Origin of the sequence: Streptomyces sp. NPDC052012 (genome assembly GCF_040689265.1) — a bacterium.
Classification (GTDB): Bacteria; Actinomycetota; Actinomycetes; order Streptomycetales; family Streptomycetaceae; genus Streptomyces.
Map to the genome: position 1 here is coordinate 354560 of NZ_JBFAXA010000003.1, position 25282 is coordinate 379841.

The following is a 25282-nucleotide window of genomic DNA, read 5'->3' on the forward strand; positions in this document are numbered from 1 at the left end:
TCCCCTAGGGACGAGGCACGTTACGCAGGTTGGACCGCGCCATCTGCAGCATCCGGCCCACCCCGCCGTCCAGCACGATCTTCGACGCGGACAGTGCGAACCCGGTGACCATCTCCCTGCTGATCTTCGGCGGGATGGACAGCGCGTTGGGATCGGTGACGACGTCGACGAGCGCCGGTCCCTTGTGCTTGAACGCGGACTTCAGCGCCCCGGCGAGCTCCTTCGGTTTCTCCACCCGCACCCCGTACGCCCCGCACGCCCGCGCGACGGCGGCGAAGTCCGGGTTCTTGTTGGCCGTGCCGTAGGAGGGCAGCCCGGCGACCAGCATCTCCAGCTCGACCATGCCGAGCGAGGAGTTGTTGAACAGGACCACCTTCACGGGAAGGTCGTACTGGACGAGGGTGAGGAAGTCCCCCATGAGCATGGAGAATCCGCCGTCCCCGGACATCGACACGACCTGCCGCCCCCGGTCGGTGAACTGCGCCCCGATCGCCATGGGCAGCGCGTTCGCCATCGAGCCGTGCGAGAAGGAACCGATCACCCTGCGGCGGCCGTTGGGCGAGATGTACCGGGCGGCCCAGACGTTGCACATGCCGGTGTCGACGGTGAACACCGCGTCGTGGTCGGCGAGTTCGTCGAGCACGTACGCCACGTACTCCGGGTGGATCGGCACATGCTTCTCCACCTTCCGTGTGTACGCCTTCACCACCCCCTCCAGCGCCTCCGCGTGCTTCTTCAGCATCCGGTCGAGGAACCGCCGGTCGTCCTTGACCCGGACCCGCGGGATCAGACACCGCAGTGTCTCCCGTACGTCGCCCCACACCGCGAGGTCCAGCTTCGAGCGGCGCCCCAGGTGTTCGGGGCGTACGTCGACCTGGACGATGCGCACGTCGTCCGGGAGGAAGGCGTTGTACGGGAAGTCGGTGCCGAGCAGGATCAGCAGATCGCACTCGTGGGTGGCCTCGTAGGCGGCGCCGTAGCCGAGCAGGCCGCTCATGCCGACGTCGAACGGGTTGTCGTACTGGATCCACTCCTTGCCCCTGAGCGCGTGTCCCACGGGCGACTTGACCTTCTGTGCGAACTCCATGACCTCGGCGTGCGCGCCCTTGGTGCCGCTGCCGCAGAAGAGGGTGACCTTCTCCGCCGCGTCGATCATGTCGACCAGGCGGTCGATCTCGGCGTCACCGGGGCGGACGGTCGGCCGGGAGGTGACGAGGGCGGACTCGGCGGCCTTCTCCGGCGCGGGCTGGTCGGCGATGTCGCCGGGCAGGGAGACGACGCTGACGCCGGAGCGGCCGATCGCGTGCTGGATGGCGGTCTGCAGCAGCCGGGGCATCTGCTTCGGGCTGGAGATCAGCTCGCTGTACTGGCTGCACTCGCGGAACAGCTGGTCGGGGTGGGTCTCCTGGAAGTAGCCGAGCCCGATCTCGCTGGACGGGATCTGGGAGGCGAGGGCGAGGACGGGGGCCATGGAACGGTTGGCGTCGTACAGGCCGTTGATGAGGTGCAGGTTGCCCGGTCCGCAGGAGCCGGCGCAGGCGGCGAGCCGTCCGGTGATCTGCGCCTCGGCGCCGGCGGCGAAGGCGGCGGTCTCCTCGTGCCGGACGTGGATCCAGTCGATGGCGGCGTTGCGGCGCACGGCGTCGACGATCGGGTTGAGGCTGTCCCCGACGACGCCGTAGAGGCGTTTGACGCCCGCGCGGGTGAGGATGTCGACGAACTGTTCCGCGACGTTCTGTTTGGCCATGGCATCCATGAATTCACAAAGGGGGCGCTCACGCCTCCCAAACGGCGGCGGCCGTGCGGTCGTCGGCGTAGCCCTTGACCCGGACCTGGGTGTCGGCGAGGAACGCGGCGAGGCCGGGCGGTTCGGGGCGTGACCACCGGTCGGCGAGGTGGTCGCGGAGTTCCTCCTCGCCGCGCAGGGGGTCGGCGAGTCCGGCGCCGCACATCAGCAGGGTGTCACCCGGGCGGGCTACCGAGGTGCGGAACCGGAACGGCTCGCGCGGCGGCTCGGGGGCCGGTTCGTACGGGCTCGGGGGCGTCGGGATGCCGAGGTCCATGGTGAGGCGGTCGCCCTCGGGGGTCTCCGAGGGCGGGGAGCCGAAGCCGACCACGGGTTCGCCCTTGACCTCGGTGACCTGCGGTTCGATGTCCTGCCAGGCACCGTCCCGGAGCCGGAACAGTCCGCCGGTTCCGACGCCGAAGAAGACGCGGGTGCGGCAGTCGGGGTCGGCGGGCAGGAGCAGGCAGCGCAGGGTCGCCGCGTACGCCTCCGGCTCGAGGCCCTGCTCGGCGGCGCTGGCGCGGAGTCTGCCGAGGCTGCGGTCGGTGAGCCGGTGCAGCCCGGATTTCAGGTCGCCGCGCCGGGCAGCCCTGAGGTCCTCCACGAGCCGGGCGTGACTGCGGCCCACGGCCCTGCCGATCCACCGGCAGGCCTCGGCTGCGGCACGATGCGCCTCCGGCGCGGTGCGCGCGCCGGTGGCGACGGCGACGAGCACGAGCGCCTGCTCCCCGCTGCCGAACCGCGCCGTCAGCAACGCGTCCCGCCTCGGCTCCCCCCGGTACCGCGCGGAGTCCCCCCGCACGGAGGCGGCCCGTAAGGTGCAGGCCCCGTAGCGCGCCCCGTCCAGCACGGTGTCCGGCACCAGATCCTCCAGCCGGTCGGGGTCAGCGGCGGGCAGTGCGGTGGGTTCGGGATCGTAGGTGGGCGGCCGGGAACCTACGTAGGCACGGGCGGGGCGTGGCGGGGCCGGCTGGGCTGGCGGCGGCGGGGCCGGCTGGGCCGGCGGCGGAGAGGGCTGGGCCGAGCGGGGGTCGGCGTCGGAGAGGGCTGGGCGTGCCGCGTCGAGGGAGGGCACCGCCGGAGGGCCTTCGGAGGGCGGCACCAGGGTGGGCGAAGCACCGACCGCTACGGGAGCGGGAGGACCGAAGCCGGCAGGCCTCCCCTCGTCGTTCCTCCCGCCCGCCGAAGCGACGCCCGGGCGGTCACCGGCCGCCGGGTCCGGCCGCGCGTCACCGGGAGCGGGAGCGGACGGCGGCTTGTCGGCAGGCACGGCAGCCGATGTCCCGGGCGGGCCGGCAGCAGTCGGCGCGCCCCCGCCCACCGGCCTGCCCGACTCACCGCCCGCCGACGGGGCGCCGCCCGGGGCCGAGCGCGGCAGCTCAGCGAGCGGGGCGGTATCGAGCTGCGTATGGGCCGGGGCGGCGAGGCCGGGCGGAGGTGGGGGGAAGGTCAGGGGGGTGGGAGGGGTGGGGGGTGGGGGTTCCCAGGGGGCGCGTGGGGCGGGGAGCGGGGGTGGTGCGCCGCCCTGGGGCGGGGAGCCGATCGTGTCCTTCGCCGAGGCGAAGCGGTCGTCCAGGGATTCGGGGGCCGGTGTGGCGCCCGTGTCGCCCGTGGAGTCGTCGTACAGCTGCCGCCACCAGTCGTCCTCGTGACCGGTGGGCCTTCCCCCCTGCTGGCTCATGCCCCCAATTGTCCACCGCACGGGCCGGTTGAAAACGGGGCATCCGGAAAATCCCCGCTCCCCGCACAGCCAGGGACCACGTGTCGGGTGACGCCCGGGACAGCTGTTCGCTGCTGTTCTGCGCCGTCCCCCACCCTCCTGCACCCTGGACAGATGGGAGCGTGGGAACTCCTGCTGGCCGGGCTGGTGATCCTGTTCGGCCTGTGCGGAGTGCTGCTGCCCGGAGTGCCGGGGTCGTGGCTGGTGTGGGCCGCGGTCATGTGGTGGGCGCTGAAGGACCCGCGGCCGGTCGCGTGGTGGGTGCTCGTGGGGGCGACGGTCGTACTGTTCCTCTCCCAGGTGATCCGCTGGGCACTGCCGCCCCGCCGGCTGCGGCCGACCGGCAGCGACGCCCGGATGATGGCGTACGCGGGCGTCGGCTCGCTGGTGGGCTTCGTGCTGCTGCCCGTGCTCGGCGCGGTCCCCGGTTTCCTCGCCGGGATCTACCTCTGCGAGCGGCTCCGTCTGGGCCGCCACGGCGAGGCGGTCGCGTCGCTGCGGACGACGATGCGGGCGGGCGGCTGGAGCGTGCTGACGGAGCTGTTCACCTGCCAGCTGATCACCGCGGCGTGGCTGGGCGCGGTCTTCTGGGGCTGACCACGCCCGACAGGCCCGCCCGCCGCTCAGGGGGTTCCCTGCAGCACACCTTCATGGGTCAGCAGCCGCACCTTGCGCTCCAGTCCGCCCGCGTACCCGGTGAGGGAGCCGTCGGAGCCGATCACGCGGTGGCACGGGCGGAGGATCAGCAGCGGGTTCGCCCCGATCGCACCGCCGACCGCCCGCACGGCGGCCCGCGGCGCACCGATCCGCGCGGCGATCTCGCCGTACGACACGGTCGCCCCGTAGGGGATGGGGTCGAGCGCGGCCCAGACCCTCTCTCGGAAGGGCGTGCCGGTGCTGTGCAGCGGCAGCCGGAACTCCGTCAGCTCGCCGGCGAAGTACGCGGTGAGCTGCTCGTCGGCCGCGCGGAAGGGCCCGGCGTCCCGCCGCCAGCCGGGCTGCACGGTCCGCCCGCCCTTCTGCCCGGGCAGGGACAGCGAGGTCAGCTCGCCGCTCGGGCGGGCGGTGAGGAGGAGCGGGCCGAGGGGGCTGTCGAGGGTGGTCCAGTAGGTGATCATCGGTACTCCGGTTCTCCTGCCGCGCGCAGGTGGGCGAGGGCGTACGAGCGCCAGGGGCGCCAGCTGTCGGGGACGTCCGGTCCCGGCGGGGCCACGTCCGGGTCGCTCAGGGCGCGGGTGCGGATCTCGGCGACCGTACGGCCGTCCAGGCCGGGGAGGGCGTGCAGGGCGGTCTCGGCGGCGTCCCGGTCGGCGCCGGGGTCGAGTCGTAGCGCGCCGTCGGCGAGGGCGGCGGTGAGCGCGCCCAGGGGGCCGTGGGGTTCGGCGCCGGCGAGGACGGCCGGGTCGGGGAACAGGTGGGTGAGGCTCCCGCAGGGGGCGTCGAGGGTCTTGCCGTACCGCTGGACCAGCCGCGCGGCCTCCTCGCGGCCCACCAGGGCCCGTACCGCCAGTTCCTCCGGGTCGGCGGCGCCGGGCGAGCGCAGGCCGGGCCGGGCGGTGACCAGCGGGGCGAGCCGCGGGTCGGCGCCGAGGCGTTCGTCGACGGCGTACGGGTCGGCGTCGAGGTCGAACAGCCGCCGCAGGCGCTGGACGGCCGTGGTGAGGTCGCGCGGGTCCGTGAGGTGGATGCGGGCGTCGAGCCACCCACCGGGGTGCGACCCGGCCCCGGCGGCGCGTCCGCTCCCGCGTGCCGTGCCGCCCGGCTCGTCGACGGCGGCGATCCCCGTGCCGTACGGCAGCCGCAGTGTGCGCCGGTAGGTACGGGCCCCCGGCGGTCCGCTCATCTCCTCGACGCCGGGCACGGCCTCCCGTTCGAGCAGGTCGAAGACGGGTCCGGCCTGGTAGGGGCCGCGGTGGGCGAGCCGGAGCGGGATGCCGGCGGTGGGGGTCGCCCGGCGCCGGGAGGCCCGCCCGCTCCTCGGCGCGGCGGCGCGCAGTTCGCTGGGGGTGGCGGCGTACACGGCCCGGATGGTGTCGTTGAACTGCCGCACGCTGGCGAATCCGGCGGCGAAGGCGATCTCGGTGACCGGCAGCGCGGTGGTCTGCAGCAGCACCCGCGCGGTGTGCGCGCGCTGTGCCCGCGCGAGCGCGACCGGTCCGGCGCCGAGCTCGGCGGTGAGCTGCCGCTGCACCTGGCGGGCGCTGTAGCCGAGTCGCGCGGCGAGTCCGGCGACGCCCTCGCGGTCGACGACGCCGTCGGCGATCAGCCGCATGGCGCGGCCGACGACGTCGGCGCGCACGTTCCACTCGGCGGACCCGGGCACGGCGTCCGGCCGACACCGCCGGCAGGCCCGGAACCCGGCGCCCTGCGCGGCGGCGGCGGTCGTGAAGAACCGCACGTTGTGCTGTCGCGGGGTGACCGCGGGGCAGCTGGGCCGGCAGTAGATGCCGGTCGTCTCGACGGCGAAGAAGAATACGCCGTCGAAACGTCCGTCGCGGCTGCGCACCGCCTCGTACCTGCTGGTTTCGTCCGTCACACGGTCCAGTCTCCGCCATGCGGAGGTCTGGGGCTGGCGGAAATCGGACATGGCTGTCGAGAGGCGTGAGGGCAACTCCCCGGGCGCGGGGACTGCGCGGCCGGCCACGCCGAAACCGGCACCTGCCCGACCGCGCAAAGCCCCCTCCCCTTACCGCTTACTGCCGATAGCCACCCCGCTTCGCCTCCATCGCCGCCTTGCCGATCGCACCCTTGCGCTTCCAGTCCTTGCGGATCTCCGCGCGGAGTCTCGCGTCGGTCTTGGCGACGATGCGCTGGTTCTCGCGGAGCAGCTTGCGGTAGCTGTCCAGGCGGCGCTGCGGCAGTTCGCCGGTGGCGATGGCCTCCTGGACCGCGCAGCCGGGTTCGCTCTCGTGGGCGCAGTCGTGGAAGCGGCAGCCCTCGGCGAGTTCCTCGATCTCCGCGAAGACCTGGCCGACGCCGGTCCCGGCGTCCCACAGGCCCACGCCCCGCAGGCCCGGTGTGTCGATGAGGACGCCGCCGCCGGGCAGGGCGAGCAGGTTGCGGGTGGTGGTGGTGTGGCGGCCCTTGCCGTCGACGTCGCGGATGGCCTGGACGTCCATCACGTCCTCGCCGAGCAGCGCGTTGGCCAGGGTGGACTTGCCGGCGCCGGACTGGCCGAGCAGCACCGAGGTACCGCCGGCGGCGACCGCGGCGAGGATGTCGAGACCGTCCCCGTCCTGCGCGCTGACGGTGAACACGGGTACGCCCGGCGCGCTGGTCTCGACGTCCTGCACCAGGTGCGCCCGCGTCACCGGGTCGGGCACCAGGTCGGCCTTGGTGAGCACGACCAGCGGCTGTGCCCCGGACTCCCAGGCGAGCGCGAGGAACCGTTCGATCCGCGCCAGGTCGAGCTCGGCGGCGAGCGAGACGGCGACCACGGCGTGGTCGACGTTGGCGGCGAGGATCTGCCCCTCGGACCGCTTGGAGGAGGTGGAGCGCACGAAGGCGGTACGGCGCGGCAGATACGTCCGTACGTAGCGCGGGTTGCCCGCGGGTTCGACGGCGACCCAGTCACCGGTGCACACGACCCTCAGCGGGTCGTGCGGGGTGACGAACGCCGTGTCGGCCCGCACGGTCCCCTCGGCGGTGACGACATCGCACTGACCGCGGTCGACCCGCACCACGCGCCCGGGCAGCAGCCCTTGCGCGTCGTACGGTGCGAACGCCTCGGCCCATGCGTCGTCCCAGCCGTAGGGGGACAGCGCGGAGGCGGTCGCGGAACTGGATGCGGAGCTGGAAGTCAACGGTTGACCCTTCAAAGGGTGGCCCCGGCAACCGCGCCACGTTCGGGCGCGAAAAGGAAAGGGTGAGGTCAGCCGGTGGCCACGGAGGTGGACTTGACGGTTTCCTGGATGCGGGCAGCGCCCATCGCAGTGACAGCCATCGGTCGACACCTCCTCACTCACGCGCACGCGTCGCCCTCGCGACGCTCCGGTACGGCAGCCCCTTCGGCCGCCGTGTGATCCGCGGTCACAGTAGTCCGCCGGGGCCCCTGCCCGTCAACCGGTTTTTCCGCCGGTCCTCAACCGGTCGTGCAGGGGCGGCCGTTGAGGGTGAAGGCGGTCGGTGGGGCGTTGGTGTTGCTCCAGGCCGCGATGAAGCCGAAGGTGGCCTTGCCGCCGGCGGGGATCGACGTGTTGTAGTCGGGGGCGGCGGCGGTGACCTGGGCGCCGCGCTGGGTAGCCTCGGCGTCCCACATCTGGCGGATGCGCTGGCCGTCGCGGAAGGTGAAGGCGACGCGCCAGGAGTCGACGGCCCGGCGGGTGGTGACGGTGACGGTGGACTGGAAGCCGTCGGGCCACTGGTGGACCAGGTCGTAGTCGATCCGGCAGCCCGCGGGGCCGTCGGCGTCGGTCGTCTCGGGTGCGGCCGTGGCCGAGGAGGTGCCCTGGGGCTCGGGGTCGGGGTTCTCGCGGCCCGTCCCGGACGTGCGGCCGGGGGACGGCTTCGCGGTGCCGGGTGACGAGGTGCCGGCGCTCGCGGAGGCCGTGGCGGACGGGGTGTCGGGGAAGGCGTCGGGCGGCAGGGAGGCGCCGGGGCCCGACACCGGGCGGCGGTCGGTGCCGGGGTGTGCGACGCGTTCGTCGGGCGGGTCGCCGCCGAACGGCATCAGGGACACCGCGAGCGCGAGCGCGGAGACCAGTACCGCGGCGACCAGCAGTCCGCTCCGGGCGATGCCCTTTTGCTCGGTGCCGGACGAGAGGTCGTCCTGCTCCGGGCCGGTGGCCCCGTCCCCCTCGTGGCGTCCGGCGCCGAGCCGTGCGTCGGACGCCCGGCGGCGGCGCTCCAGGTAGGCGAGGCCGCCCCAGCCGAGTACGCCGTCGGCGAGGGCCTCGGCCGCCGCGGCGCCGGGCGGGCGCAGACAGGCCGCGGCCTCGGCGCACTGCGCGCAGCCGGCGAGATGCCGGTCGAGGTCGTCGGGGGTGTGGGCGGCGGGCGAGCGGGTGACGGCGTCGAGCAGCCGGGCGTAGCTGCGGCACTCGGCGTCCATCGGGGAGTCGAGGTGGTTGCGGTGGCAGCGGTTGCGGAACTGCTCGCGGGCGCGGTCGAGTTCGTCGGCGGCGGTGGCCGGGTCGAGACCGAGCCGACGGGCCGCCAGGGGCAGCGGCAGGGCCTCCACCTCGGCCAGCCACAGCAGTTCGGCGTCGGCCGGCTGGAGGTCGCGCAGCCCGCGCAGGGCGACGGGACGTGCGAGGGGTGGGCCGGTGTGGCGGGCGGCCTGCTCGGAGTCGAGCCAGAGCCGCAGGTCGGGGTCGAGCCGGTGGCCCTGCCCGGTGTCCTCCCACTCGGCCGCGGTCGTGCGGACGGCGGTCAGCAGCAGGGGGATCCGCGGGAGGCGGGCCGAGCGGCGGCCGGTGCCGCGGACCGTGCCGGACTCCGCGGCACGGACCTCGCGGACACCGTGCGCGAACGCCTCGCGGGCGAGCTGTGCTGCGGCGGAGGATCCGGCCGTGCACAACTCGGCGTAGGACAGCACCGCGTCCCAGCACTCGGAGAACAGCGCCGCCTCGGCGTCGTCCTGAGGGGTCGGCAGGTCGGGCATGGGTCTCCTGCATCTGCGGTCCGCTTGCGAGGCCAACTCACCGCGTACGCGGTGAAATCGAGGGAACCTGGGGCGGTGGCCGCCGAGCCTTTCACGTCCTCGGCACACCTGACAAGCGCCGTCCGCACAGGGCGCGACAGCGCCCACGACCCCTCAGGGGACCATACGCAAGGAAGGCCGGAACGTCTCGGTTCCGGCCTTCCCTATTTCCTCGGAATCCCCTGAGGAATCAGGCGACTCACACCTCGGCGGGCTCCTCCACGCTCTCCCGCGCGGGCAGGCTGTCCATGAAGGAGCTGACGGAGAACACCGCGCGGCCGGGTCCGGGCGGGCCGTAGCCGGGGGGCGAGGACAGGCCGAAGTCGTCCATGGTCTGCCGGTACGCCTGGAGCAGCCGGATGTGGTACTCCAGCGGCGCGCCCTGCGGGTTGGCCTTGCCGAGCGGGGTGGTCGGCTCGGGGCACCAGGTGGTGAAGCGGGGCGTGATGCCGTGCGACATGAAGAAGCGCAGGCCCTCGGTGGTGGAGGCGATGGCCTCGTCGACCGTCTTGAAGCCGAACGGCTCGGCCATCTCCACGCCCGCGACGAAGTTGGGGATGACGTTGCGGGCGCCGAAGACGTCGGCGGAGTCGAGGATGCGCCGGTGCCACTCGTCGCGGCCGACGTACCGCTCCTTGCCGGGGCAGTACATCTTGAACAGGTACTCGTCCCACACCTCGTAGTTGGGGTGGTAGATCTGCACGCCGTAGTCCTTGAAGCGCTGCACGTCGTCCTTCGGCAGCGCCTGGGCGACGACCTTGCCGATCCAGCGGCCGGGGAAGCGCTCCTCGATGGCCTTGGCGTAGTGGCCGTAGAAGTCGGCCTCGTCGCGTCCTGAGACCGTCTTGGTGATGGCGCCGCCGGTGAGGGTGTAGGCGGTGGAGGCCTTCGCGGTGTCGTACCGGTCGATGATCTCCAGGGCCTCCAGCACCTCCTCGACGTCCTTGACGCCGGTGTAGGGGCGGCCGGCCGCCTTGTGCTGGCGCCAGTTGTGGTTGATGTCGCAGTACTGGCACTCCTCCTTGGCGCCGAAGTACTGGCAGACCCGGAAGACCGTCAGGTAGATCAGGTAGCCCCACTGGATGGTCGGGGCGACCTCCATGACGGACTTCCCGTTGGACAGGGTGTGCCGGTAGTACTCGGGCATGGGCGGCACGCCGACGTCGGCGATGCGCCGGCCGTCGAGGTAGAGGCCGAGCATGCCGTCCTCGTTCGCGGCGACCCGGTAGGGCGAGGCGGGGTTGACCCGGACCGAGACGACCGTGCGGCGCAGGTCGTAGGGGCCGCCGGTGAGGATGATCTCCTCCGGCGGGCGGCGCAGCGCGGCCTCGCCCAGCTCGGGCAGCGTGCCGTGGTCGAAGGAGAAGATGAAGTACGACTTCGGCTTGACCTCGCCGTCTTCGTTGTCGCTGAGGGCGGACGGGTCGAAGGCCACACCGCCCCGGAGCAGGTCCTCCTTGAAGACGGCCTCCCGCGGCACCTGCGGGAACCGCTCCATCAGATCCTCGACCAGCGCGGTACGGCTGTCCATCGACGTGTCTCCTCCCGGCTCGGACGTACGACTCCTCACGGTATGCCCCCGCCCGAGCGGCTTCCCGCGCGGGGCCCCTCCAGACGCGCCGGGTAGGTTCCGCGGTATGACCGACATCACCGTGACGAACTGGGCCGGCAACATCACGTACACGGCCGAGGAACTGCTCCGGCCGCGCTCCCTGGCCGCGCTGCGGGCCCTGGTGGCGGACAGCGCGCGGGTGCGCGTGCTGGGCAGCGGGCACTCGTTCAACGAGATCGCCGAGCCGGGCGCCGAGGGTGTCCTGCTGTCGCTGGCGGACCTGCCGGCGGAGGTGGACGTCGACTCGGCGGCCCGCACGGTGCGGGTGGGCGGCGGCGTCCGGTACGCGGAGCTGGCCCGGCGGGTGCACGAGCGGGGGCTGGCGCTGGCGAACATGGCGTCGCTGCCGCACATCTCGGTCGCCGGGTCGGTGGCGACCGGCACGCACGGTTCCGGGGTCGGCAACGGGCCGCTCTCCTCGTCCGTGCGCGAGGTGGAGCTGGTCACGGCGGACGGTTCGACGGTGACCGTGGCGCGGGGCGACGAGCGGTTCGGCGGGGCGGTGACCTCGCTCGGCGCGCTGGGTGTCGTGACGGCGCTCACCCTGGATCTGGAGCCGGCCTACGAGGTCGAGCAGCACGTGTTCACCGAACTGCCGCTGGACGGTCTGGACGCGGCGGCGTTCGAGTCGGTGACGGCGGCGGCGTACAGCGTGAGCCTGTTCACCGACTGGCGGGCGCCGGGCTTCCGGCAGGTGTGGCTGAAGCGCCGCACCGACCAGCCGCTGGACGCGTTCCCGTATGCCGCGCCGGCCGCCGAGATGATGCACCCGGTGCCGGGGATGCCCGCGGTCAACTGCACCGAGCAGTTCGGTGTGCCGGGACCCTGGCACGAGCGGCTGCCGCACTTCCGCGCCGAGTTCACCCCCAGCAGCGGCGCCGAGCTCCAGTCGGAGTATCTGATGCCGCGCCGGCACGCCGTGGACGCCCTGCGCGCGCTGGACGCGATACGGGAGGTGGTCTCGCCGGTGCTGCAGACCTGTGAGATCCGCACGGTCGCCGCCGACGAGCAGTGGCTGAGCCCGTCCTACGGCCGGGACACCGTGGCCGCGCACTTCACCTGGATCGAGGACACCGCGGCGGTGCTTCCGGTGGTGCGGCGGCTGGAGGAGGCGCTGGCCCCGTTCGACGCACGGCCGCACTGGGGCAAGGTGTTCACCACTCCCGCGGCGGCCCTGCGCGCCCTCTACCCGCGCCTGGACGACTTCCGGGCGCTGGTGAAGGCCCTGGACCCGGCCGGGAAGTTCAGCAACGCGTTCGTACGCGGGGTGCTGGCCGGGTGACGTGCGGCGAGAGGGCGTGCCGGGCGTCGCGGGGCAGGCGGGACTTTGCGGACACCCCCTAGGCCCTGTCGTCACATTCCCGTCGTCCGCCCGAAGGGCGGTCCTGGCGGCGTCAGATGCGTGCTCTGGGGGTCCCCCCGGCCGGAGGCTGGGGGAGTGCCGGGCGTCGACCGGCGTACTGGTTGTACGTGGTCGGCGCCCGGTGCGGCGAGTGGGGGCACCTCCCACGCCCTCAAGGCAGTGGGGGAGCGTGCATGGCGCCTCCAGGCAGACGGGAATGTGACGACAGGGCCTAGGCCCCGCGGATCGGGGTGAACAGGGCGGCCACCGCGATGAGCACGCAGCAGGCGCCGGCGACCAGGGCGACGGGTGTGGTGCCGCGCTCCTCCGCCGCCCAGGTGAGGACGGCCGCGCCGATGGGGGCGGCCGAGTACTGGAGGGTCCAGTAGGCGGAGGTGACCCGGCCGAGCAGGTGCTCCGGGGTCACCTCCTGCCGCAGGGACATCGAGCAGGTGCCCGCTATGCCGACGCAGGCCAGGAAGGCGGCGCTGAGCAGGGCGACGGCGGGTACCTCACGGGCCCAGCCCAGGCCCGCGAACGCCACCCCGCACACGGCCACCGCGCCGGTCCAGGTCGGTCCGAAGCCGAGCCTGCGCCGCACCCGGGCCACCAGCAGCGCGCCGGTGATGGTGCCGAGGGCGCCGACCGCCATGACGGTGCCGACCGTGCCGTCGTCGTGGCCGAGGTCGTGCTTGAGGTGGTAGATCACCAGGTCGTTCAGGCCGAGGGTGAGGAAGCTGAAGCCGCACAGCATGACGGTGAGCGCGCGCAGGACGGGGTGCCGGGAGAGGAACGCGACGCCGGTGCGCAGGTCCTGCCACAGCCCCGGTCGCTCCGCGCCGCCCTCCGCGTCGTCGGCGGGGCGGGGCCGGAAGCGGACGAAGGCGACGCAGGCGGCGGAGACGCCGAAGCTGGCCGCGTCCACGCCGACGGCGGCGGCCGGACCGGACCAGGCGGCCACCACGCCGGCGCACAGGGGCCCGAGGACTCCGGCCGCCGCGGCGGTGGCGTTGAGGCGGCCGTTGGCCTCGGTGAGCTGTTCGGTGCCGACCAGGCTGCGGACGGCGGTGACGTAGCCGACGGCGAAGAACATGCCGACGGCCTCGCACAGCGGCAGGACGGCGTAGAGGAGCCAGACCTGCGGGCCGAGCAGCCACACGAGCGGGATCAGCCCGTACAGGACCATGCGCACGAGGTCGCAGCCGATGAGCAGTCGGCGGCGGTCCACGCGGTCGACGACGGCACCGGCGAACACGGCGGCGAGGACCGCCGCCGCGCCGCCGGCGGCCGTCAGCAGCCCCATCCGCGCGATCGACCCGGTCGCCTCCAGCACCAGCAGCGGCAGGGCGATCAGTGCGAAGGAGTCGCCGAGGACGGAGAGGGTCTGCGCGGCCCAGAAGACGCCGAAGTCCCGTTGCCGCCACAGCGGACGCCGGTCACCGCCCGTCTCCTCCGCTTCGGTCCTCGGGCGGTGTGCCTCCCGCGTCATCCGCTCCCTGCCCCCCTCGCCGCGTGCCCGGTGCCGGGCCACCCTAGGCCCTGTCGTCACCTTCCCGCCTGCCTGGCGACGCCATGCACGCTCCCCCCCGCCTTGAGGGCGTGGGAGGTGCCCCCACTCGCCGCACCGGGCGCCGACCACGTACAACCAGTACGCCGGTCGACGCCCGGCACTCCCCCAGCCTCCGGCCGGGGGGACCCCCGGAGCACGCATCTGACGCCGCCAGGCCCGCCCTTCGGGCGGACGCCGGGAAGGTGACGACAGGACCTAGGGCGGAGGGAGCAGGGAGCGGTACGGGTTCTCCGCTCAGCGGACGGCGCGTCAGTGGTCCGCGCAGCAGGGCGTCGGGTCCGGGTCCTCGAAGGGGACGAGGGTGCCGCCGACGGCGGGCATGGCGGCCAGCACCAGCGCGCCGCCCTCCCACTGCGGGCGGACGAACTCCCGGGTGACCAGCGGGACCGAGGGGTCGGGCGCGTCCGGCGTGCCGAGGACGCGGACCCGGTCGATCGCGGACCGGGCCAGCACCTGAGCGACCGTCAGCGTGCCGGTCAGGTCCGCGGCGCCGGGGTAGAGCACCGCCCGCCCGGAGTCGTCCCACGCGCCGTCCGTCACCGAGTGGCCCCGGGCGGTGAGCCGCTCGCGGGCGGTGGCGAGCGCCGCCCGCTCCTCGGTGGCCAGGGACAGCGCCAGCCGGGGCCGGCCGCCGTCGCGGACCAGGTGGGTGCAGCCGACCAGGTCGCCGGGGAGGCCGAGGCCGGCCACCAGCTCCCGCAGCAGGTGGTCGGCGTCGCGCAGCCGCGTCACGTCGGTGTCGACACCGAGGGCGTACGGCGGTGGGGTCATGAGGGCAGGACCCAGACCGGGTTGGAGTAGAACCACAGGTCGCGCCACGGGTCGGCGTCGCCGACGACGTCGATGGCCGGGCCGTGCGGGTCGACGGCCGCGCCCATCGCGCCGACGGCGGTCCGGTTGCCGTCGGTTCCGCGCAGCCGCAGGTAGACCGGGCGGTCGACGCGGCCGAGGTCGTAGGTGAGCCGGACCGTCCCGGTGTTCTTGTTCACCTCGTAGGACTTGACGACCTCGGCGGTGGGGGCGGTGAACGTGTCCTTGTCCTTCGCCTCGCCGGTGACGTCGCCCTGGACGACGTCGACGCGGGCCAGAGTGGGCTGGAATCCGGCCCAGTTGGGGCCGCCGGCCAGGGCGACGTCGACGGCGAGCTGGACGCGGGTGCCCTTCTTGACGTGGAGGGCGCCGCCGAGGGTGGCCCAGCGTCCGCCGCCGGCGACGCGGACGTCGAGGCCGCTGATGAGCTGGCCGTGGTCGACCCAGATGCGCCCGGCGCGGATGCCGTCCATGACGGCGGCGTAGGAGAAGCCGTCGGCGCCGACGTGGGTGCGGCTGTAGTAGCCGGGCCAGTAGTCGTTCTCGGTGATGTCGATCTCGCCGCCGTACACCGGGTCGTCGTAGCGGCCGTTGGCGTTGAAGTCGCCGCCGCCGCGCGCGGCGGTGTCGCCGTAGACCTGGTGGGAGTCGGAGTTGGCGGTGATCCACCAGGGCTTGCCCTCGGCGAGGAGGCTGTCCCACAGGCCGCCGACGGTGGCGGTCATCCAGTCGAAGCCGCCCCAGGTGCGGTAGCTCTCCAGCGGGTAGCCGGGGAAGGAGTCGCCGCCGGGGCTGTTGTTGTAGATGCCGCGGGCGCCGCCGGGACCCAGCGGCTTGGGCAGACCGGCGGCCTGGTGGCCGGGGGCGCCCTCCATGCCGACGGCGATGCGGTGGCCCGCGGGGGTCGCGTCGCGCCAGGCGCGCAGTTCGTGCGGGGAGTCGATGCCCTTGCGCGCCGGGTGGTTGGCGAGCATCAGGGCGTCCTTGACCTTGCGCCGCCTGACCTGGTCGGAGAGGAAGGCGAGGCCGGCGACGGCGAGGGCCTCGTTGGCGGGCGAGGAGCCGGAGGCGGCCTTGACGGCGCCGTCGTAGCCGGACTCGAACTGCTTGAGGACCTCGACCTCGTTCCTGCCGGGGTGCACGAAGACCGTGCCGTGCTCGGCGGCCGGGATGTTCCACTCCAGGCCCTGGAAGACGAGGGTGTCCTTGTGGGCGCTGCGGGCGTCCTGGATGTCGGGGTTGACCTTCTCCACGCCGATCCTGGCGTGGGTGGTGCTGCCGTGGTCGGTGATGACCAGCCAGTCCATGCCGTGTCTCGCGCCCTGGCGGACCTGGTCGACGACCCGGTACTTGCCGTCGCTGCTGTACTGCGTGTGGATGTGGTGGTCCCCCGCCAGCCAGAGGAAGCCCTTGCCGCGGCGGCCGTTCGCGGCGGCGGGGGCGGCGTGGGCGGCGCCCGCGGTGAGCACGCTGCCGGCCGCGAGCCCCGCGCCGAGCAGCCCCGCCCGGCGCAGCAGCGCACGGCGTGACCGCTGCTCGGGGCTGAGCGCCTCGTCGGGCACGGCGGTGTCGAAGGCGGCGGGCAGCGGCGCCGTCGTGTCGTGCGCGTGCTCGTGGTCGTGCTCGTGGTGGTGAGGGTGATGGTGCGAACCGTGGGTGTGTCCGTGTCCCATGAATGCCTCCTGGATGCCGCGGCGCGACCGCGCCGCCTGTGGAGGATCGAGGCATTGCATGAACGTTGAACGACTTGGGGGTGAGCGGCACGTGCCCCGTGCGCGGCGGATCTTCGGGCTCTCCCGGTCCGGCGGGATGAACTAGGTTGCTCCCTGCACATCCCAGGTTTCTCACTCGGAGGCCCCATGCCCCGCGCCGGACTCAGCACGGACCGTGTGGTCGCGGCGGCGGCCGACCTCGCCGACGAGGCCGGCTTCGAGAACGTGACGCTCTCCGCGCTGGCCCGGCGTTTCGGGGTCAAGGACGCCAGCCTGTACGCGCATGTGCGCGGCCTGGACGACCTGCGCACCCGGCTGGCGCTGCTCGCCGGCGGTGAGCTGATCGACCGGATCGCGGCGGCGGTCGCCGGGCGGGCCGGCAAGGACGCGCTGGCCGCGTTCGCGGATGCCTACCGCCAGTACGCCCTCACCCGCCCGGGCCGCTACGCGGCGACGCAGATCCGTCTGGACCCGTCCCTGGCCGCCGGCTCCCCCGCGCTGCGCCGCACCGCCGAGATCACCTACGGCATGCTCCGCGCCTACGACCTGGAGGAGCCCGACCTCACCGACGCGGTCCGCCTCCTGCGCAGCACCTTCCACGGTTTCTGCGCCCTGGAGGCCACCGGCGCCTTCGCGGACCCCCGCGACATCCAGACCTCCTGGGACCAGGCGATCGAGGCCCTGCACATCACCCTGGAGAACTGGCCCCGCGCCCGCTGAGGCGCTGGATCTCCTCGTACGACGGCGCCGTGCCCGTCGGTGTGCGGCCGGCTCGGATGCCGGCGGCCGCCTCCAGCGCCGCGCCCAGCGCCCGCCGGTACAGCAGTGAACCGAGGCTGATGCGGCGGACGCCGAGGTCGGCCAGGTGGGGGACGGAGGGGCCGGCGGGTGTGTAGAGGATGTTGAGGGGGACGTCGAGGCGGCGTACGAGGGCCGCGATCCGGGCGGGGTCGGTGAGCCCCGGGACGAACACGCCGTCCGCGCCCGCCTCTTGGTAGGCGTCGAGGCGGGCCAGGGTCTCGTCGTCGTCGCCGTCGCCGAGCCAGTGGGTGTCGGTGCGGGCGTTGACGAAGAGGTCAGGGGCCGCCGCCCGCACCGCTGCGATCTTGGCGGCGTGCCGTCCGGCGGGCCCGAGTCCGTCCTCGAGGTTGATGCCGGCCGCACCCACGGAGGCCAGCTCTCGGGCGAACTCGGCCACCTCGTCCGGGTCGTCGCTGAATCCGTCCTCGGCGTCCACGGACAGCCAGAACGGCTCGGAGCCGAGGGTGAGCGCGAGGTGCAGCGTCTGGTCGCGGGTCGCACCCACCCCGTCGGGCAGCCCGGCCGCCGCGGCGACGGCGAGGCTGGTGGTGCCGATGGCCCGGAAGCCGTGGGCGGCCAGGGCGAGAGCGGAGGCGTGGTCCCAGGCGTTGGGCAGCAGCAGAGGCTCGTCCGCGTGGTGGAGTCCGGCGAAGGCGCGGGTCATGAGAGGTCTCCCACGGCGTCCGCGTAGTAGACGGACTCCTGGACGTGGTGGCCGAGTTCGCGGAAGGTCCAGCCCTCCCCGGGCGAGTGGTCGAGCTGCTCGGCGGTGAGGGCGTCGAGTCGGACGGCCCAGATACGGGCCAGCCGGACCAGGCGGCTGCGGGCCTCGTCGAGGTCGTGGGGCGTGAACGGCGCGAGGTCGGCCTCGGTGGTGACGAGGGAGGCGTGCCAGTGGTCGGGCCGGGGCTGCTCGCCGGCGAGGCGGGCCTCCATCTCCGCCAGGTGGTCGATCATGTGGTCGGCGACGCGCCGGATCGCCTTGTGGGGGGTGTGGACGCGGCCGTCGGTCTCGACGGGTTCGCCGTTCCAGTGGATCCAGGTGGCGGCCAGCGCGAGAACGTGGTCGACCATGCCGGTGACGGCCGCGGAGGGGGTCTCGGTGAGGGTGCCGGTGGTGGGCGTGCTGTCGGTCATGGGGCCACGCTAGAAGCGGAATGCTTCGGTGCCGGCCGAACTGTCCGCGCCCGGTGGCCGTGGGGGACCTGGGGCGCCCCGGTTCCGGTCGGAGCGCCCCAGGAGTTCATCCCACCCTGACTCTGCCCTCGGGCACCAGATGCCGGGCGACGAGTTCGTCCCGGACCAGGCCCGCGTACACGGTGGCGCCGTGCACGGAGGGGTGGGTGCCGTCGGCATTGAACCAGCGTCGCACGATCGGCGTCACCAGAACCGGTCGGCCACCCCGCTCCCGCACTCCCGGAGTTGGGGGGTTCCCTAGATAACTGACCGTACTCTCCCCCGAGTCGGCGTGGTCGGCCACCGACAGGCCCCTGCGCAGGTACTGCGGCAGCTGCTGTCCCAAGGGTGGGCCGCGCACAGGTCAACGCTTCTGAGCGTGCCGTGACGGCACCTGACGCCGGCGGCGATACCCGTACCAGAGCCCGCCGACGGCGGCGGACGCCGTGGCCAGCGCGATCCCGAGGACCGGCCAGCGGCTGCCGGCGATGCGCAGACCGGTCAGGAAGGTCACGGCGATCAGCACGAGCGGTACGAGGAGGGACAACAGCGCACGCAGTGCGGCCGCGACGACCTCCGGTTCGAGGCGGCGGCTCCGGTGGGCCGGGGCGGGTTCGGTGGCGGCGAAGTAGAAGGCGAGGACACGGTCCGTCAGGCGGACGTCGGCGCGCCGGTAGACCACCGCCATGTACGGGAGCCAGACCAGCGGGGCGACCAGCCCCACCAGAACGACCACGCAGAGGAGCAGCCACCGCCAGGCCTGGACGCCGATGCGCCCTGCGCGTCGGCCTGTGTCCTCGCTCCTGCCGCTCTCGTACCCCGGCGTGAGCAGGCCGAGAAGGTGGGCCATGCGCACGGTCACGTCCCACTGAGCCGTCCAGCGAGTCCGCCGGGGGCGCGCACCGGCGGCGCGGTCCTTCCGGGTGAGCGCCTCTCGTGCCTGCCGCGTGTCCCCGTACACGCCTTGGACGACGAGGAGTTCGGCGCCGCGGGTGGTCGCGGTGGGGTCACGCCCGTCGAGCGCGGCCAGTTCCAGGACCGTACGTGCCTGCCGGAGCAGCGCCGCACAGAAGGCGAGAGGGATGAGCACGAGGAACGGGCCGCCCACTAGGGAGCCCTCCGCCACCACGGCCCGTCGGCCACGCGCGACCACCCTGGCCCGGAGCTCCTCCTCGGTCGCGCCGGGGTGGTCCCGCCGAAGACGGGCGATGGTTCCGGGCACGGCCGGACCCAGGCGGCGCACGGCGAACCCGGCGAGGATCTCGGGCAGGTGCCCGGGATCGGTGACGACGGAGGCCAGCAGCGAGCGCTCCGGGGAGGGCTCCTCGGAGGAACGGGCGGCTTCAGGTGCCGCTGTCCGGCCGGGGCCGCCGGCGTCCGGCCCCGGCCGGGCGCCGTGCCTGCGCTCGGTGTTCGGATCGCTCATCACGTGTCTTCTCGTGCGTCCGACGGTCCTGGCGGCGAGGACCCCAGCCCATCGCCGCCGCGGCGTCGAGGGATCACCCGTGGTGGGTGACCCGGTCCCTGACCGGCAGGGTGACCCTTGAACGGTCGGCCGAGCGCCCACCGCATCCGACGTGGCCCGCCCCGCGAGGGCCCGGAGGCGACCGCTCGGGCGTGCGAGGAGGACATGATGACCATGCCGCATGGCCCGGCATCGCACCCGGGACAGGAGAGCGGGCCCGGCGGCGCGGCCGCGGATCCCTTCGGCGACTCCGCCGACGTTCTCGCGCGTCTCGGCCGTTCATGGACCTGGCTGTTGGGGTCGGCCGTCGCGACGCTGGTGCCAGGCGTCCTCATCCTGGTCTGGCCGGAGGCGACACTGCACGTCGTGGCCGTCTGTCTCGGCCTGTACCTGCTGGTGACCGGCGGTTTCCGCTTCGTGGCCGTGTTCGCGCGGGAGGGACACGAGCGGCTCCCGGGCCTGCTCCTGGCCGTGCTGTTCCTCCTCGCCGGGGTGCTGTGTCTGCGCAACCCGCTGCAGACGGTCGCCGCGCTCTCACTGATCATCGGTGTCGTCTGGCTCGTGTCCGGTGTCCTCACCCTGTACACCGCGATCGCCGTCGAGGTGCTGCCGCATCGGGGCGTCGTCCTGGGCGCCGCGGTGCTCGGCATCGTCGCGGGGATCGTGGTCCTCGCTCTGCCCGCCGAGTCGGCCCGCGCCCTGACCCGGCTGCTCGGCCTGTGGCTGGTGCTGCTCGCTCTGACCGAGGCGGCGGTCGCCCTCGCATGGCGGGCCACGCTCCGCACGGCACACCTCACCGGGTCCCACGCCCCCACCGCGACGGCCTGACCGGCCGCCGGGAGGCCGGGACCGTCTCCCGTAACGTCCAGTACGAAACGAGATCCAAGATGACCGCCACACACACCCGTCCGGAGCACACGGCGAAGCAGGAATGGGCGACCGGCCTGACGGCCTTCGCGGCCGTGATGCTGTTCCTCGTCGGCCTGCTGGACATCTTCCGGGGCATCATGGCCATCGCCGAGGACGACATCTTCGTGACGACGCGGAACTACGTGTTCGAGTTCGACCTGACCGGCTGGGGCTGGATCCATCTCGCCCTGGGCGCGGTCGCCGCGGTCGTCGCCTTCGGCCTGCTGCGGACGGCGACCTGGGCACGCGTCACCGGGGTGGCCATCGCCGCCCTCGTGATCATCGCCAACTTCCTCTCCCTGCCCTACTACCCGGTGTGGTCGGTCGTCATGATCGCGCTTTCGGGCTTCATCATCTGGGCCCTGTGCGTGGTCCAGCGCGGCAATCTCTTCGACCTGTCCGAGGAGCGCCCGCTGCACGAGGAACGCCCACGGCACCGGGCATGACCCCGACCGTGCCCGAGGGCCGGACCGGACGGGCGCGCCTCGCCGTGCTGGCCCTGCTGGGAAGCATCGTGGTGCCGCTCGTCGCCGCAGGTCTGGCGAGCGTGCTGTGGCTGCTGGCCGGCATGGCGGGACTGGCGCTCGTCGCCGTCGGTGTGTGGTGGACTCTGGCGCACACCGGAGCGCTGCGCGCCTTGGGAGTGATCCTTTCGGTGGCCGCTCCGGTCGCCGTCCTCGTGTTGTACGCCGTGCACGGAATGCTGTGGCCCGCCCTGCTGTCCCTGGCCCTGTGGATGCTGGCCGTCACGGCGGCACGCACGGCCCTGAGCGCCGCGCCCACCGCCACCGGACGGACTGGGCAGGCTGTCGCCGAGGGCCCGCACGCGCCGTGGATCCTCATGAATCCACGCTCCGGCGGCGGCAAGGTGGGCCGTTTCCGCCTGATGCAGCAGGCCCGGGCGGCCGGCTGCCGGGTGGTGTTGCTCGAAGGGCGCCAGGACGTGACCGGACTGGCCCGGCAGGCCGTCGCCGAGGGGGCCGATCTGCTGGCGGTGGCGGGCGGCGACGGCACTCAGGCGCTGGTGGCCGAGGTCGCGGCGCACCACGACGTACCGTTCGTGGTGATCCCGGCCGGTACCCGCAACCACTTCGCCCTCGATCTTGGCCTGGACCGCGACGATCCGGCGGCGGCTCTGGAGGCTCTGACCGACGCCGTGGAATTCCGCATCGACCTCGGCTACGCCGCGGACCGGGTCTTCGTCAACAACGCCTCCTTCGGCACGTACGCGTCGATCGTGACCGACCCCGCCTACCGGGACGCCAAGGCCCGTACGGCACTGCATGCCCTCCCCGGCCTCCTCGCCGGCGAGGAGGCGCCGAGGCTGCGGGCGCGGGCCGACGCCACGCAGGTCGACGGACTTCAGGCACTTCTCGTCAGCAACAATCCCTACGGACGCGCTGTCGACGCCGCCCGTCCGGGGCGCAGGGAGCGGCTGGACTCGGGGCTCCTCGGGGTGGTGGGCGTCCGGGTGGACAGCACCGCTCAGGCGGCGCGGCTGGCCCGGGGTCCGCGGTCCGGGGGACTTGTCCGCCTGAGCGCCGTCGAGGTCGTCGTCGAGGCCGGCACGGACCGGCTCCCGGTGGGCATCGACGGGGAGCACGTGGTCCTGCCGTCGCCCGTCGTGTGCCGTGTCGAGCCCGGGGCCCTCAGGGTTCGTGTGCCCCGCCGGCGCGCGAGCGGGTCGAGGGTGAGCGGGACGGCGGCCGACTGGCCGGGGGTGGCACGCCTGGCGCTGGGCCGACCGGCCCCGGGCCGGACCGCGGCCGCCGGGTCGGGCGCAGACCGTGCTCAGACCGGCTGAGGAGTGAAGTCGAACATGGCGTCCCCCTCCGGCTGGACGACCCCGTACGTGCTCTCGGGGACGGCGTTCCAGGCGCCGGGCATGTCACCGAGAGGTTCGGAGACGATGAGCCGGGTGTCGTCCGACACCTCACGGAGGAAACCGATTTCCGGGTGAAGCGAACGCAGCGTCTCCACACGCGTGTTGTAGAACAAGGAGCGGGACCGCCGCTCGGAGGAGTAGCGGAACGCCCACAACCGCACCCCGTCGGTGACCGCGACGGTCATCTGCAGCGGGTACTCCACACCGTGTTCGTGCCCGATCCGCTCCACCAGGCCCGCCATGCGCGCGACCGCGCCGGGCGGGTCGTCCTCCAGACCGAAGGTGAGCGCCAGATAGAACATCAGCTCCGAGTCCGTCGATCCCTCGATGGACAGGAAGAGTTCCGGGTCGACGGCCAGGGCGAGGTCACGGCGGATGCGGTGGAACTCGGCGATGGCTCCGTTGTGCATCCACATCCAGCGGCCGTGGCGGAACGGGTGGCAGTTGGTCTGCTGCACCGGGGAGCCCGTGGAGGCCCGGATGTGGCCGAAGAACAGCGGCGAGCGCACATGGTCGGCGATCTCCCGCAGATTGCGGTTGCTCCACGCCGGGCCGATCTCGCGGATGATCCCCGGCGTCTCGATGTGCGAGCCGTACCAGCCGACACCGAATCCGTCACCGTTGGTGGTCTCGACGCCGAGCTTGGCGTGCAGGCTCTGGTCGATCAGGGAGTGCGCCGGTTTGTAGAGGATGGTGTCGAGCAGGATGGGGGTGCCCGAATAGGCGAGCCATCGGCACATCACCGGCCCCCGTTCCGCGTCGACCCCTGCCACGTGCGCGGCTCCGATTTTTCCAACGTGCCACGTCTGCCCCGCGACCGCATCCGCACTCGTGCCCGCATCACGTGCTGTGCCCGCTGAGGACCAGTTCCTTGGCCCTGCGGAACTCCTCGTCCGTGATGTCGCCGCGGGCCTTGATCTCGGACAGCCGGGCGAGTTGGTCGACACTGCCGGCCGGGCCGCCCGCGCCCTTGGCGGTCTCACGGACGTAGCTGTCGAAGGCCTGCTGCTGCGCACGGGCCTGGGCGATCTCGCGGCGCCCCATGTTCTTGCCCCGGGCGATGACGTAGACGAAGACGCCGAGGAAGGGCAGGAGGATGGTGAACACCAGCCATCCGGCCTTGGCCCAGCCGCTCAGGTCGTCGTCGCGGAAGATGTCGACGACGACCCGGAAGAGCAGCACGAACCACATGACCCACAGGAAGAACACCAGCATCGTCCAGAAGGCGCTCAGCAAGGGATAGTCGTACGCGAGGTAAGTCACCGCACTCATCTGTGTCCTCCGTTCCAGGCCCGTCCACGACCTGCCGTGGAGTGCCGAACTCAGCGTGTGTCCGCCAGACCGGGGCCACCTCACCCGGGGCGGGTGATCCGGCGGCGACGCGGGTGCGCTGAGATGAGGTGCGGAGAGCGTCGCTCCCGGCAGGCGGGAGAAAGGCGGGAGACAGCGATGGCCGTGCCCAGTTCGTTCAGCGCCTCCCTGTCTCCGGCCGAGCGGGCCGCCTGCGGCCGGAACGCGCGCAGCCGTGCACCCCGCTCGTCCCACGGCTGGTTCGAGGCGGCCCAGGACCGGCCCGACCCCGTCGACCTGATCGAGCGGCAGTCGGCGACCCGGCTGCCCGAGCTGGTGCCGATCCGCTACGGACGCATGCTCGAGTCCCCGTTCCGGTTCTACCGGGGAGCCGCGGCCGTCATGGCGTCGGACCTCGCGCCGCTCGCGGGCACCGGTCTGACGGTGCAGCTGTGCGGGGACGCCCATCTGCTCAATTTCCGGCTGCTGGCGTCCCCGGAACGCCGTCTGGTGTTCGACATCAACGACTTCGACGAGACCCTCCCGGGTCCGTTCGAGTGGGACGTCAAGCGGCTGGCGGCCGGCTTCGCCATCGCGGGCCGGGCGAACGGCTTCTCGGCGGGCGAGCAGAACGACGCGGTCGGGGCGTGCGTCAGGGCGTACCGGCGGCGGATGCGGGAGCTCGCGGGCATGCGCACCCTCGACATCTGGTACGCGCAGGACGACGCCGACCGGATACAGGAGCTGCTCGCCTCGTCGAAGAACCGCGAGGCCACCCGCCGTACCGCCGAGGCCGCCGCACGCGCACGGACCCGCACCCACCTGCAGGCCTTCGCGAAGCTCACCCGCGTCACGGCCGAAGGGCGGCGCATCACGCCGGACCCTCCGCTGATCACCCCGCTGCGCGATCTGCTGGGCGATCCCGAGACGGAGGAGAAGGCGCTCCGCGAGGTCCTGGACCACTATGCGCGCTCCCTGTCGTCGGAGCGCCGGCATCTGCTGCGGCGCTACCACCTCGTCGACGTGGCCCGGAAGGTCGTCGGCGTCGGCAGTGTCGGCACGCGCTGCTGGATCGTGCTGCTGCTCGGCAGGGACGACGACGATCCCCTGCTGCTCCAGGCCAAGGAGGCGCAGGAGTCGGTGCTGGCGCCGTACACGGGCGGCGTCCGGTACGACCATCAGGGCCGCAGGGTGGTGGCGGGACAGCGGCTGATCCAGACGACCAGCGACATCCTGCTGGGCTGGACGCACGCCATCGGCCTGGACGGCCGCTCCCGCGACTTCTACGTACGGCAGCTGCGCGACTGGAAGGGCATCGCACGCCCCGAGACGATGGATCCCGGTCTGCTGCGACTGTTCGCGCGGCTGTGCGGGGCCTGCCTGGCGCGGGCGCACGCCCGGTCCGGCGACCCCGTCGCCATCGCCGCGTATCTGGGCGGCGGTGACCGCTTCGACCGGGCGCTCACCTTGTTCGCGCAGGCGTACGCCGACCAGAACGAGCGGGACTTCGAGGCGCTGGGGGCGGCCGTCCGGTCCGGCAGGGTACGTGCCGAGAGCGCATGA

The 25282-nt window shown here is 73.3% G+C and carries 22 protein-coding genes and 1 pseudogene; 7 read left to right on the forward strand and 16 right to left on the reverse strand.

Going from position 1 to position 25282, the window contains the following annotated elements; all coding sequences use genetic code 11:
• Window positions 1-4: 4 nt before the first annotated feature.
• Window positions 5-1747, reverse strand: a complete 1743-nt coding sequence (locus AB0412_RS08775) for a pyruvate dehydrogenase (protein ID WP_366401798.1) — start codon at window positions 1745-1747, stop codon at window positions 5-7.
• A 28-nt stretch (window positions 1748-1775) separates the two neighbouring features.
• Entirely contained in the window at window positions 1776-3467 is a 1692-nt protein-coding gene (locus tag AB0412_RS08780) for a protein phosphatase 2C domain-containing protein (RefSeq protein ID WP_366401799.1), read from the reverse strand.
• A gap of 153 nt (window positions 3468-3620) precedes the next feature.
• Between AB0412_RS08780 and AB0412_RS08785 the strand changes: the two genes are divergently transcribed.
• The gene (locus AB0412_RS08785; protein ID WP_366401800.1) at window positions 3621-4103 is read left to right on the forward strand and encodes a DUF456 domain-containing protein; all 483 of its coding nucleotides are present in this window, start codon (window positions 3621-3623) and stop codon (window positions 4101-4103) included.
• 26 nt (window positions 4104-4129) lie between these two features.
• Here AB0412_RS08785 and AB0412_RS08790 read toward each other — a convergent pair whose 3' ends face one another.
• The 5 genes from AB0412_RS08790 to AB0412_RS08810 all read right to left on the reverse strand — a co-directional run bounded on the left by AB0412_RS08790 (window position 4130) and on the right by AB0412_RS08810 (window position 10678).
• Entirely contained in the window at window positions 4130-4624 is a 495-nt protein-coding gene (locus tag AB0412_RS08790) for a methylated-DNA--[protein]-cysteine S-methyltransferase (protein ID WP_366401801.1), read from the reverse strand.
• Complete coding sequence (locus AB0412_RS08795; RefSeq protein ID WP_366401802.1) at window positions 4621-6093, reverse strand: AlkA N-terminal domain-containing protein; 1473 nt, start codon at window positions 6091-6093, stop codon at window positions 4621-4623. The genes AB0412_RS08790 and AB0412_RS08795 overlap by 4 nt, the downstream gene beginning before the upstream one ends.
• Before the next feature lie 106 nt (window positions 6094-6199).
• Window positions 6200-7309: a ribosome small subunit-dependent GTPase A gene (gene rsgA / locus AB0412_RS08800; protein WP_366401803.1), complete on the reverse strand. Its 1110-nt coding sequence runs from the start codon at window positions 7307-7309 to the stop codon at window positions 6200-6202.
• Window positions 7310-7587: 278 nt separating this feature from the next.
• Window positions 7588-9108 carry a cellulose binding domain-containing protein gene (locus AB0412_RS08805; protein WP_366401804.1) on the reverse strand — a complete coding sequence of 507 codons (1521 nt, stop codon included), beginning with the start codon at window positions 9106-9108 and terminating at the stop codon, window positions 7588-7590.
• 238 nt (window positions 9109-9346) lie between these two features.
• Window positions 9347-10678, reverse strand: coding sequence for a radical SAM protein (locus AB0412_RS08810; protein WP_366401805.1), 1332 nt, complete (start codon window positions 10676-10678; stop codon window positions 9347-9349).
• A 106-nt stretch (window positions 10679-10784) separates the two neighbouring features.
• Between AB0412_RS08810 and AB0412_RS08815 the strand changes: the two genes are divergently transcribed.
• The gene (locus tag AB0412_RS08815) at window positions 10785-12041 is read left to right on the forward strand and encodes an FAD-binding protein (RefSeq protein ID WP_366401806.1); all 1257 of its coding nucleotides are present in this window, start codon (window positions 10785-10787) and stop codon (window positions 12039-12041) included.
• A gap of 292 nt (window positions 12042-12333) precedes the next feature.
• On the opposite strand, the gene AB0412_RS08820 is transcribed toward AB0412_RS08815, so the two are convergent.
• The 3 genes from AB0412_RS08820 to AB0412_RS08830 form a co-directional block, all read right to left on the reverse strand.
• The gene (locus tag AB0412_RS08820; protein WP_366401807.1) at window positions 12334-13590 is read right to left on the reverse strand and encodes an MFS transporter; all 1257 of its coding nucleotides are present in this window, start codon (window positions 13588-13590) and stop codon (window positions 12334-12336) included.
• 330 nt (window positions 13591-13920) lie between these two features.
• Window positions 13921-14442: a hypothetical protein gene (locus AB0412_RS08825; protein WP_366401808.1), complete on the reverse strand. Its 522-nt coding sequence runs from the start codon at window positions 14440-14442 to the stop codon at window positions 13921-13923.
• Window positions 14439-16154, reverse strand: a complete 1716-nt coding sequence (locus tag AB0412_RS08830; RefSeq protein ID WP_366401809.1) for a PHP domain-containing protein — start codon at window positions 16152-16154, stop codon at window positions 14439-14441. The genes AB0412_RS08825 and AB0412_RS08830 overlap by 4 nt, the downstream gene beginning before the upstream one ends.
• Before the next feature lie 186 nt (window positions 16155-16340).
• On the opposite strand from AB0412_RS08830, the gene AB0412_RS08835 reads away from it, so the two are divergent.
• Window positions 16341-16913 carry a TetR-like C-terminal domain-containing protein gene (locus tag AB0412_RS08835; protein WP_366401810.1) on the forward strand — a complete coding sequence of 191 codons (573 nt, stop codon included), beginning with the start codon at window positions 16341-16343 and terminating at the stop codon, window positions 16911-16913.
• Here AB0412_RS08835 and AB0412_RS08840 read toward each other — a convergent pair.
• The 4 genes and pseudogenes from AB0412_RS08840 to AB0412_RS08855 form a co-directional block, all read right to left on the reverse strand.
• On the reverse strand, window positions 16882-17658 hold the full coding sequence (locus tag AB0412_RS08840; RefSeq protein ID WP_366401811.1) for an isocitrate lyase/phosphoenolpyruvate mutase family protein: 777 nt from the start codon (window positions 17656-17658) through the stop codon (window positions 16882-16884). The genes AB0412_RS08835 and AB0412_RS08840 overlap by 32 nt on opposite strands.
• Entirely contained in the window at window positions 17655-18131 is a 477-nt protein-coding gene (locus AB0412_RS08845; protein ID WP_366401812.1) for a hypothetical protein, read from the reverse strand. Before AB0412_RS08845 ends, AB0412_RS08840 begins: the two co-directional genes overlap by 4 nt.
• A gap of 106 nt (window positions 18132-18237) precedes the next feature.
• A pseudogene (locus tag AB0412_RS08850) lies at window positions 18238-18513 on the reverse strand (carbohydrate esterase); the annotation flags it as partial.
• 21 nt (window positions 18514-18534) lie between these two features.
• Window positions 18535-19596 carry a hypothetical protein gene (locus AB0412_RS08855; protein ID WP_366401813.1) on the reverse strand — a complete coding sequence of 354 codons (1062 nt, stop codon included), beginning with the start codon at window positions 19594-19596 and terminating at the stop codon, window positions 18535-18537.
• A 207-nt stretch (window positions 19597-19803) separates the two neighbouring features.
• Here AB0412_RS08855 and AB0412_RS08860 point away from each other — a divergent pair, with 207 nt between their 5' ends.
• The 3 genes from AB0412_RS08860 to AB0412_RS08870 are packed head-to-tail and all read left to right on the forward strand — an operon-like array spanning window position 19804 to window position 22348.
• Entirely contained in the window at window positions 19804-20463 is a 660-nt protein-coding gene (locus AB0412_RS08860; protein WP_366401814.1) for a DUF308 domain-containing protein, read from the forward strand.
• A 59-nt stretch (window positions 20464-20522) separates the two neighbouring features.
• Window positions 20523-20990: a hypothetical protein gene (locus AB0412_RS08865; protein WP_366401815.1), complete on the forward strand. Its 468-nt coding sequence runs from the start codon at window positions 20523-20525 to the stop codon at window positions 20988-20990.
• Window positions 20987-22348 (forward strand): diacylglycerol kinase family protein, encoded by a 1362-nt coding sequence (locus AB0412_RS08870; RefSeq protein WP_366401816.1) that lies wholly within the window; start codon window positions 20987-20989, stop codon window positions 22346-22348. The genes AB0412_RS08865 and AB0412_RS08870 overlap by 4 nt, the downstream gene beginning before the upstream one ends.
• Here AB0412_RS08870 and AB0412_RS08875 read toward each other — a convergent pair.
• Window positions 22336-23169, reverse strand: a complete 834-nt coding sequence (locus AB0412_RS08875; RefSeq protein WP_366401963.1) for a class II glutamine amidotransferase — start codon at window positions 23167-23169, stop codon at window positions 22336-22338. The two genes, AB0412_RS08870 and AB0412_RS08875, sit on opposite strands and share 13 nt — an antisense overlap.
• A gap of 100 nt (window positions 23170-23269) precedes the next feature.
• The gene (locus AB0412_RS08880) at window positions 23270-23701 is read right to left on the reverse strand and encodes an SHOCT domain-containing protein (RefSeq protein ID WP_366401817.1); all 432 of its coding nucleotides are present in this window, start codon (window positions 23699-23701) and stop codon (window positions 23270-23272) included.
• A gap of 177 nt (window positions 23702-23878) precedes the next feature.
• Between AB0412_RS08880 and AB0412_RS08885 the strand changes: the two genes are divergently transcribed.
• On the forward strand, window positions 23879-25282 hold the full coding sequence (locus AB0412_RS08885; protein ID WP_366401818.1) for a DUF2252 domain-containing protein: 1404 nt from the start codon (window positions 23879-23881) through the stop codon (window positions 25280-25282).

Coding starts and splice junctions, on each gene's coding strand:
- AB0412_RS08860 (WP_366401814.1), top strand. CDS start 19,804: ATGACCATGCCGCATGGCCCGGCATCGCACCCGGGACAGGAGAGCGGG.
- AB0412_RS08785 (WP_366401800.1), top strand. CDS start 3,621: ATGGGAGCGTGGGAACTCCTGCTGGCCGGGCTGGTGATCCTGTTCGGC.
- AB0412_RS08840 (WP_366401811.1), bottom strand. CDS start 17,658: ATGACCCGCGCCTTCGCCGGACTCCACCACGCGGACGAGCCTCTGCTG.
- AB0412_RS08830 (WP_366401809.1), bottom strand. CDS start 16,154: ATGGGACACGGACACACCCACGGTTCGCACCATCACCCTCACCACCAC.
- AB0412_RS08820 (WP_366401807.1), bottom strand. CDS start 13,590: ATGACGCGGGAGGCACACCGCCCGAGGACCGAAGCGGAGGAGACGGGC.
- AB0412_RS08825 (WP_366401808.1), bottom strand. CDS start 14,442: ATGACCCCACCGCCGTACGCCCTCGGTGTCGACACCGACGTGACGCGG.
- AB0412_RS08815 (WP_366401806.1), top strand. CDS start 10,785: ATGACCGACATCACCGTGACGAACTGGGCCGGCAACATCACGTACACG.
- AB0412_RS08775 (WP_366401798.1), bottom strand. CDS start 1,747: ATGGCCAAACAGAACGTCGCGGAACAGTTCGTCGACATCCTCACCCGC.
- AB0412_RS08865 (WP_366401815.1), top strand. CDS start 20,523: ATGACCGCCACACACACCCGTCCGGAGCACACGGCGAAGCAGGAATGG.
- AB0412_RS08870 (WP_366401816.1), top strand. CDS start 20,987: ATGACCCCGACCGTGCCCGAGGGCCGGACCGGACGGGCGCGCCTCGCC.
- AB0412_RS08885 (WP_366401818.1), top strand. CDS start 23,879: ATGGCCGTGCCCAGTTCGTTCAGCGCCTCCCTGTCTCCGGCCGAGCGG.
- AB0412_RS08845 (WP_366401812.1), bottom strand. CDS start 18,131: ATGACCGACAGCACGCCCACCACCGGCACCCTCACCGAGACCCCCTCC.
- AB0412_RS08810 (WP_366401805.1), bottom strand. CDS start 10,678: ATGGACAGCCGTACCGCGCTGGTCGAGGATCTGATGGAGCGGTTCCCG.
- AB0412_RS08780 (WP_366401799.1), bottom strand. CDS start 3,467: ATGAGCCAGCAGGGGGGAAGGCCCACCGGTCACGAGGACGACTGGTGG.
- AB0412_RS08855 (WP_366401813.1), bottom strand. CDS start 19,596: ATGAGCGATCCGAACACCGAGCGCAGGCACGGCGCCCGGCCGGGGCCG.
- AB0412_RS08875 (WP_366401963.1), bottom strand. CDS start 23,169: ATGTGCCGATGGCTCGCCTATTCGGGCACCCCCATCCTGCTCGACACC.
- AB0412_RS08880 (WP_366401817.1), bottom strand. CDS start 23,701: ATGAGTGCGGTGACTTACCTCGCGTACGACTATCCCTTGCTGAGCGCC.
- AB0412_RS08835 (WP_366401810.1), top strand. CDS start 16,341: ATGCCCCGCGCCGGACTCAGCACGGACCGTGTGGTCGCGGCGGCGGCC.
- AB0412_RS08790 (WP_366401801.1), bottom strand. CDS start 4,624: ATGATCACCTACTGGACCACCCTCGACAGCCCCCTCGGCCCGCTCCTC.
- AB0412_RS08805 (WP_366401804.1), bottom strand. CDS start 9,108: ATGCCCGACCTGCCGACCCCTCAGGACGACGCCGAGGCGGCGCTGTTC.
- AB0412_RS08795 (WP_366401802.1), bottom strand. CDS start 6,093: ATGTCCGATTTCCGCCAGCCCCAGACCTCCGCATGGCGGAGACTGGAC.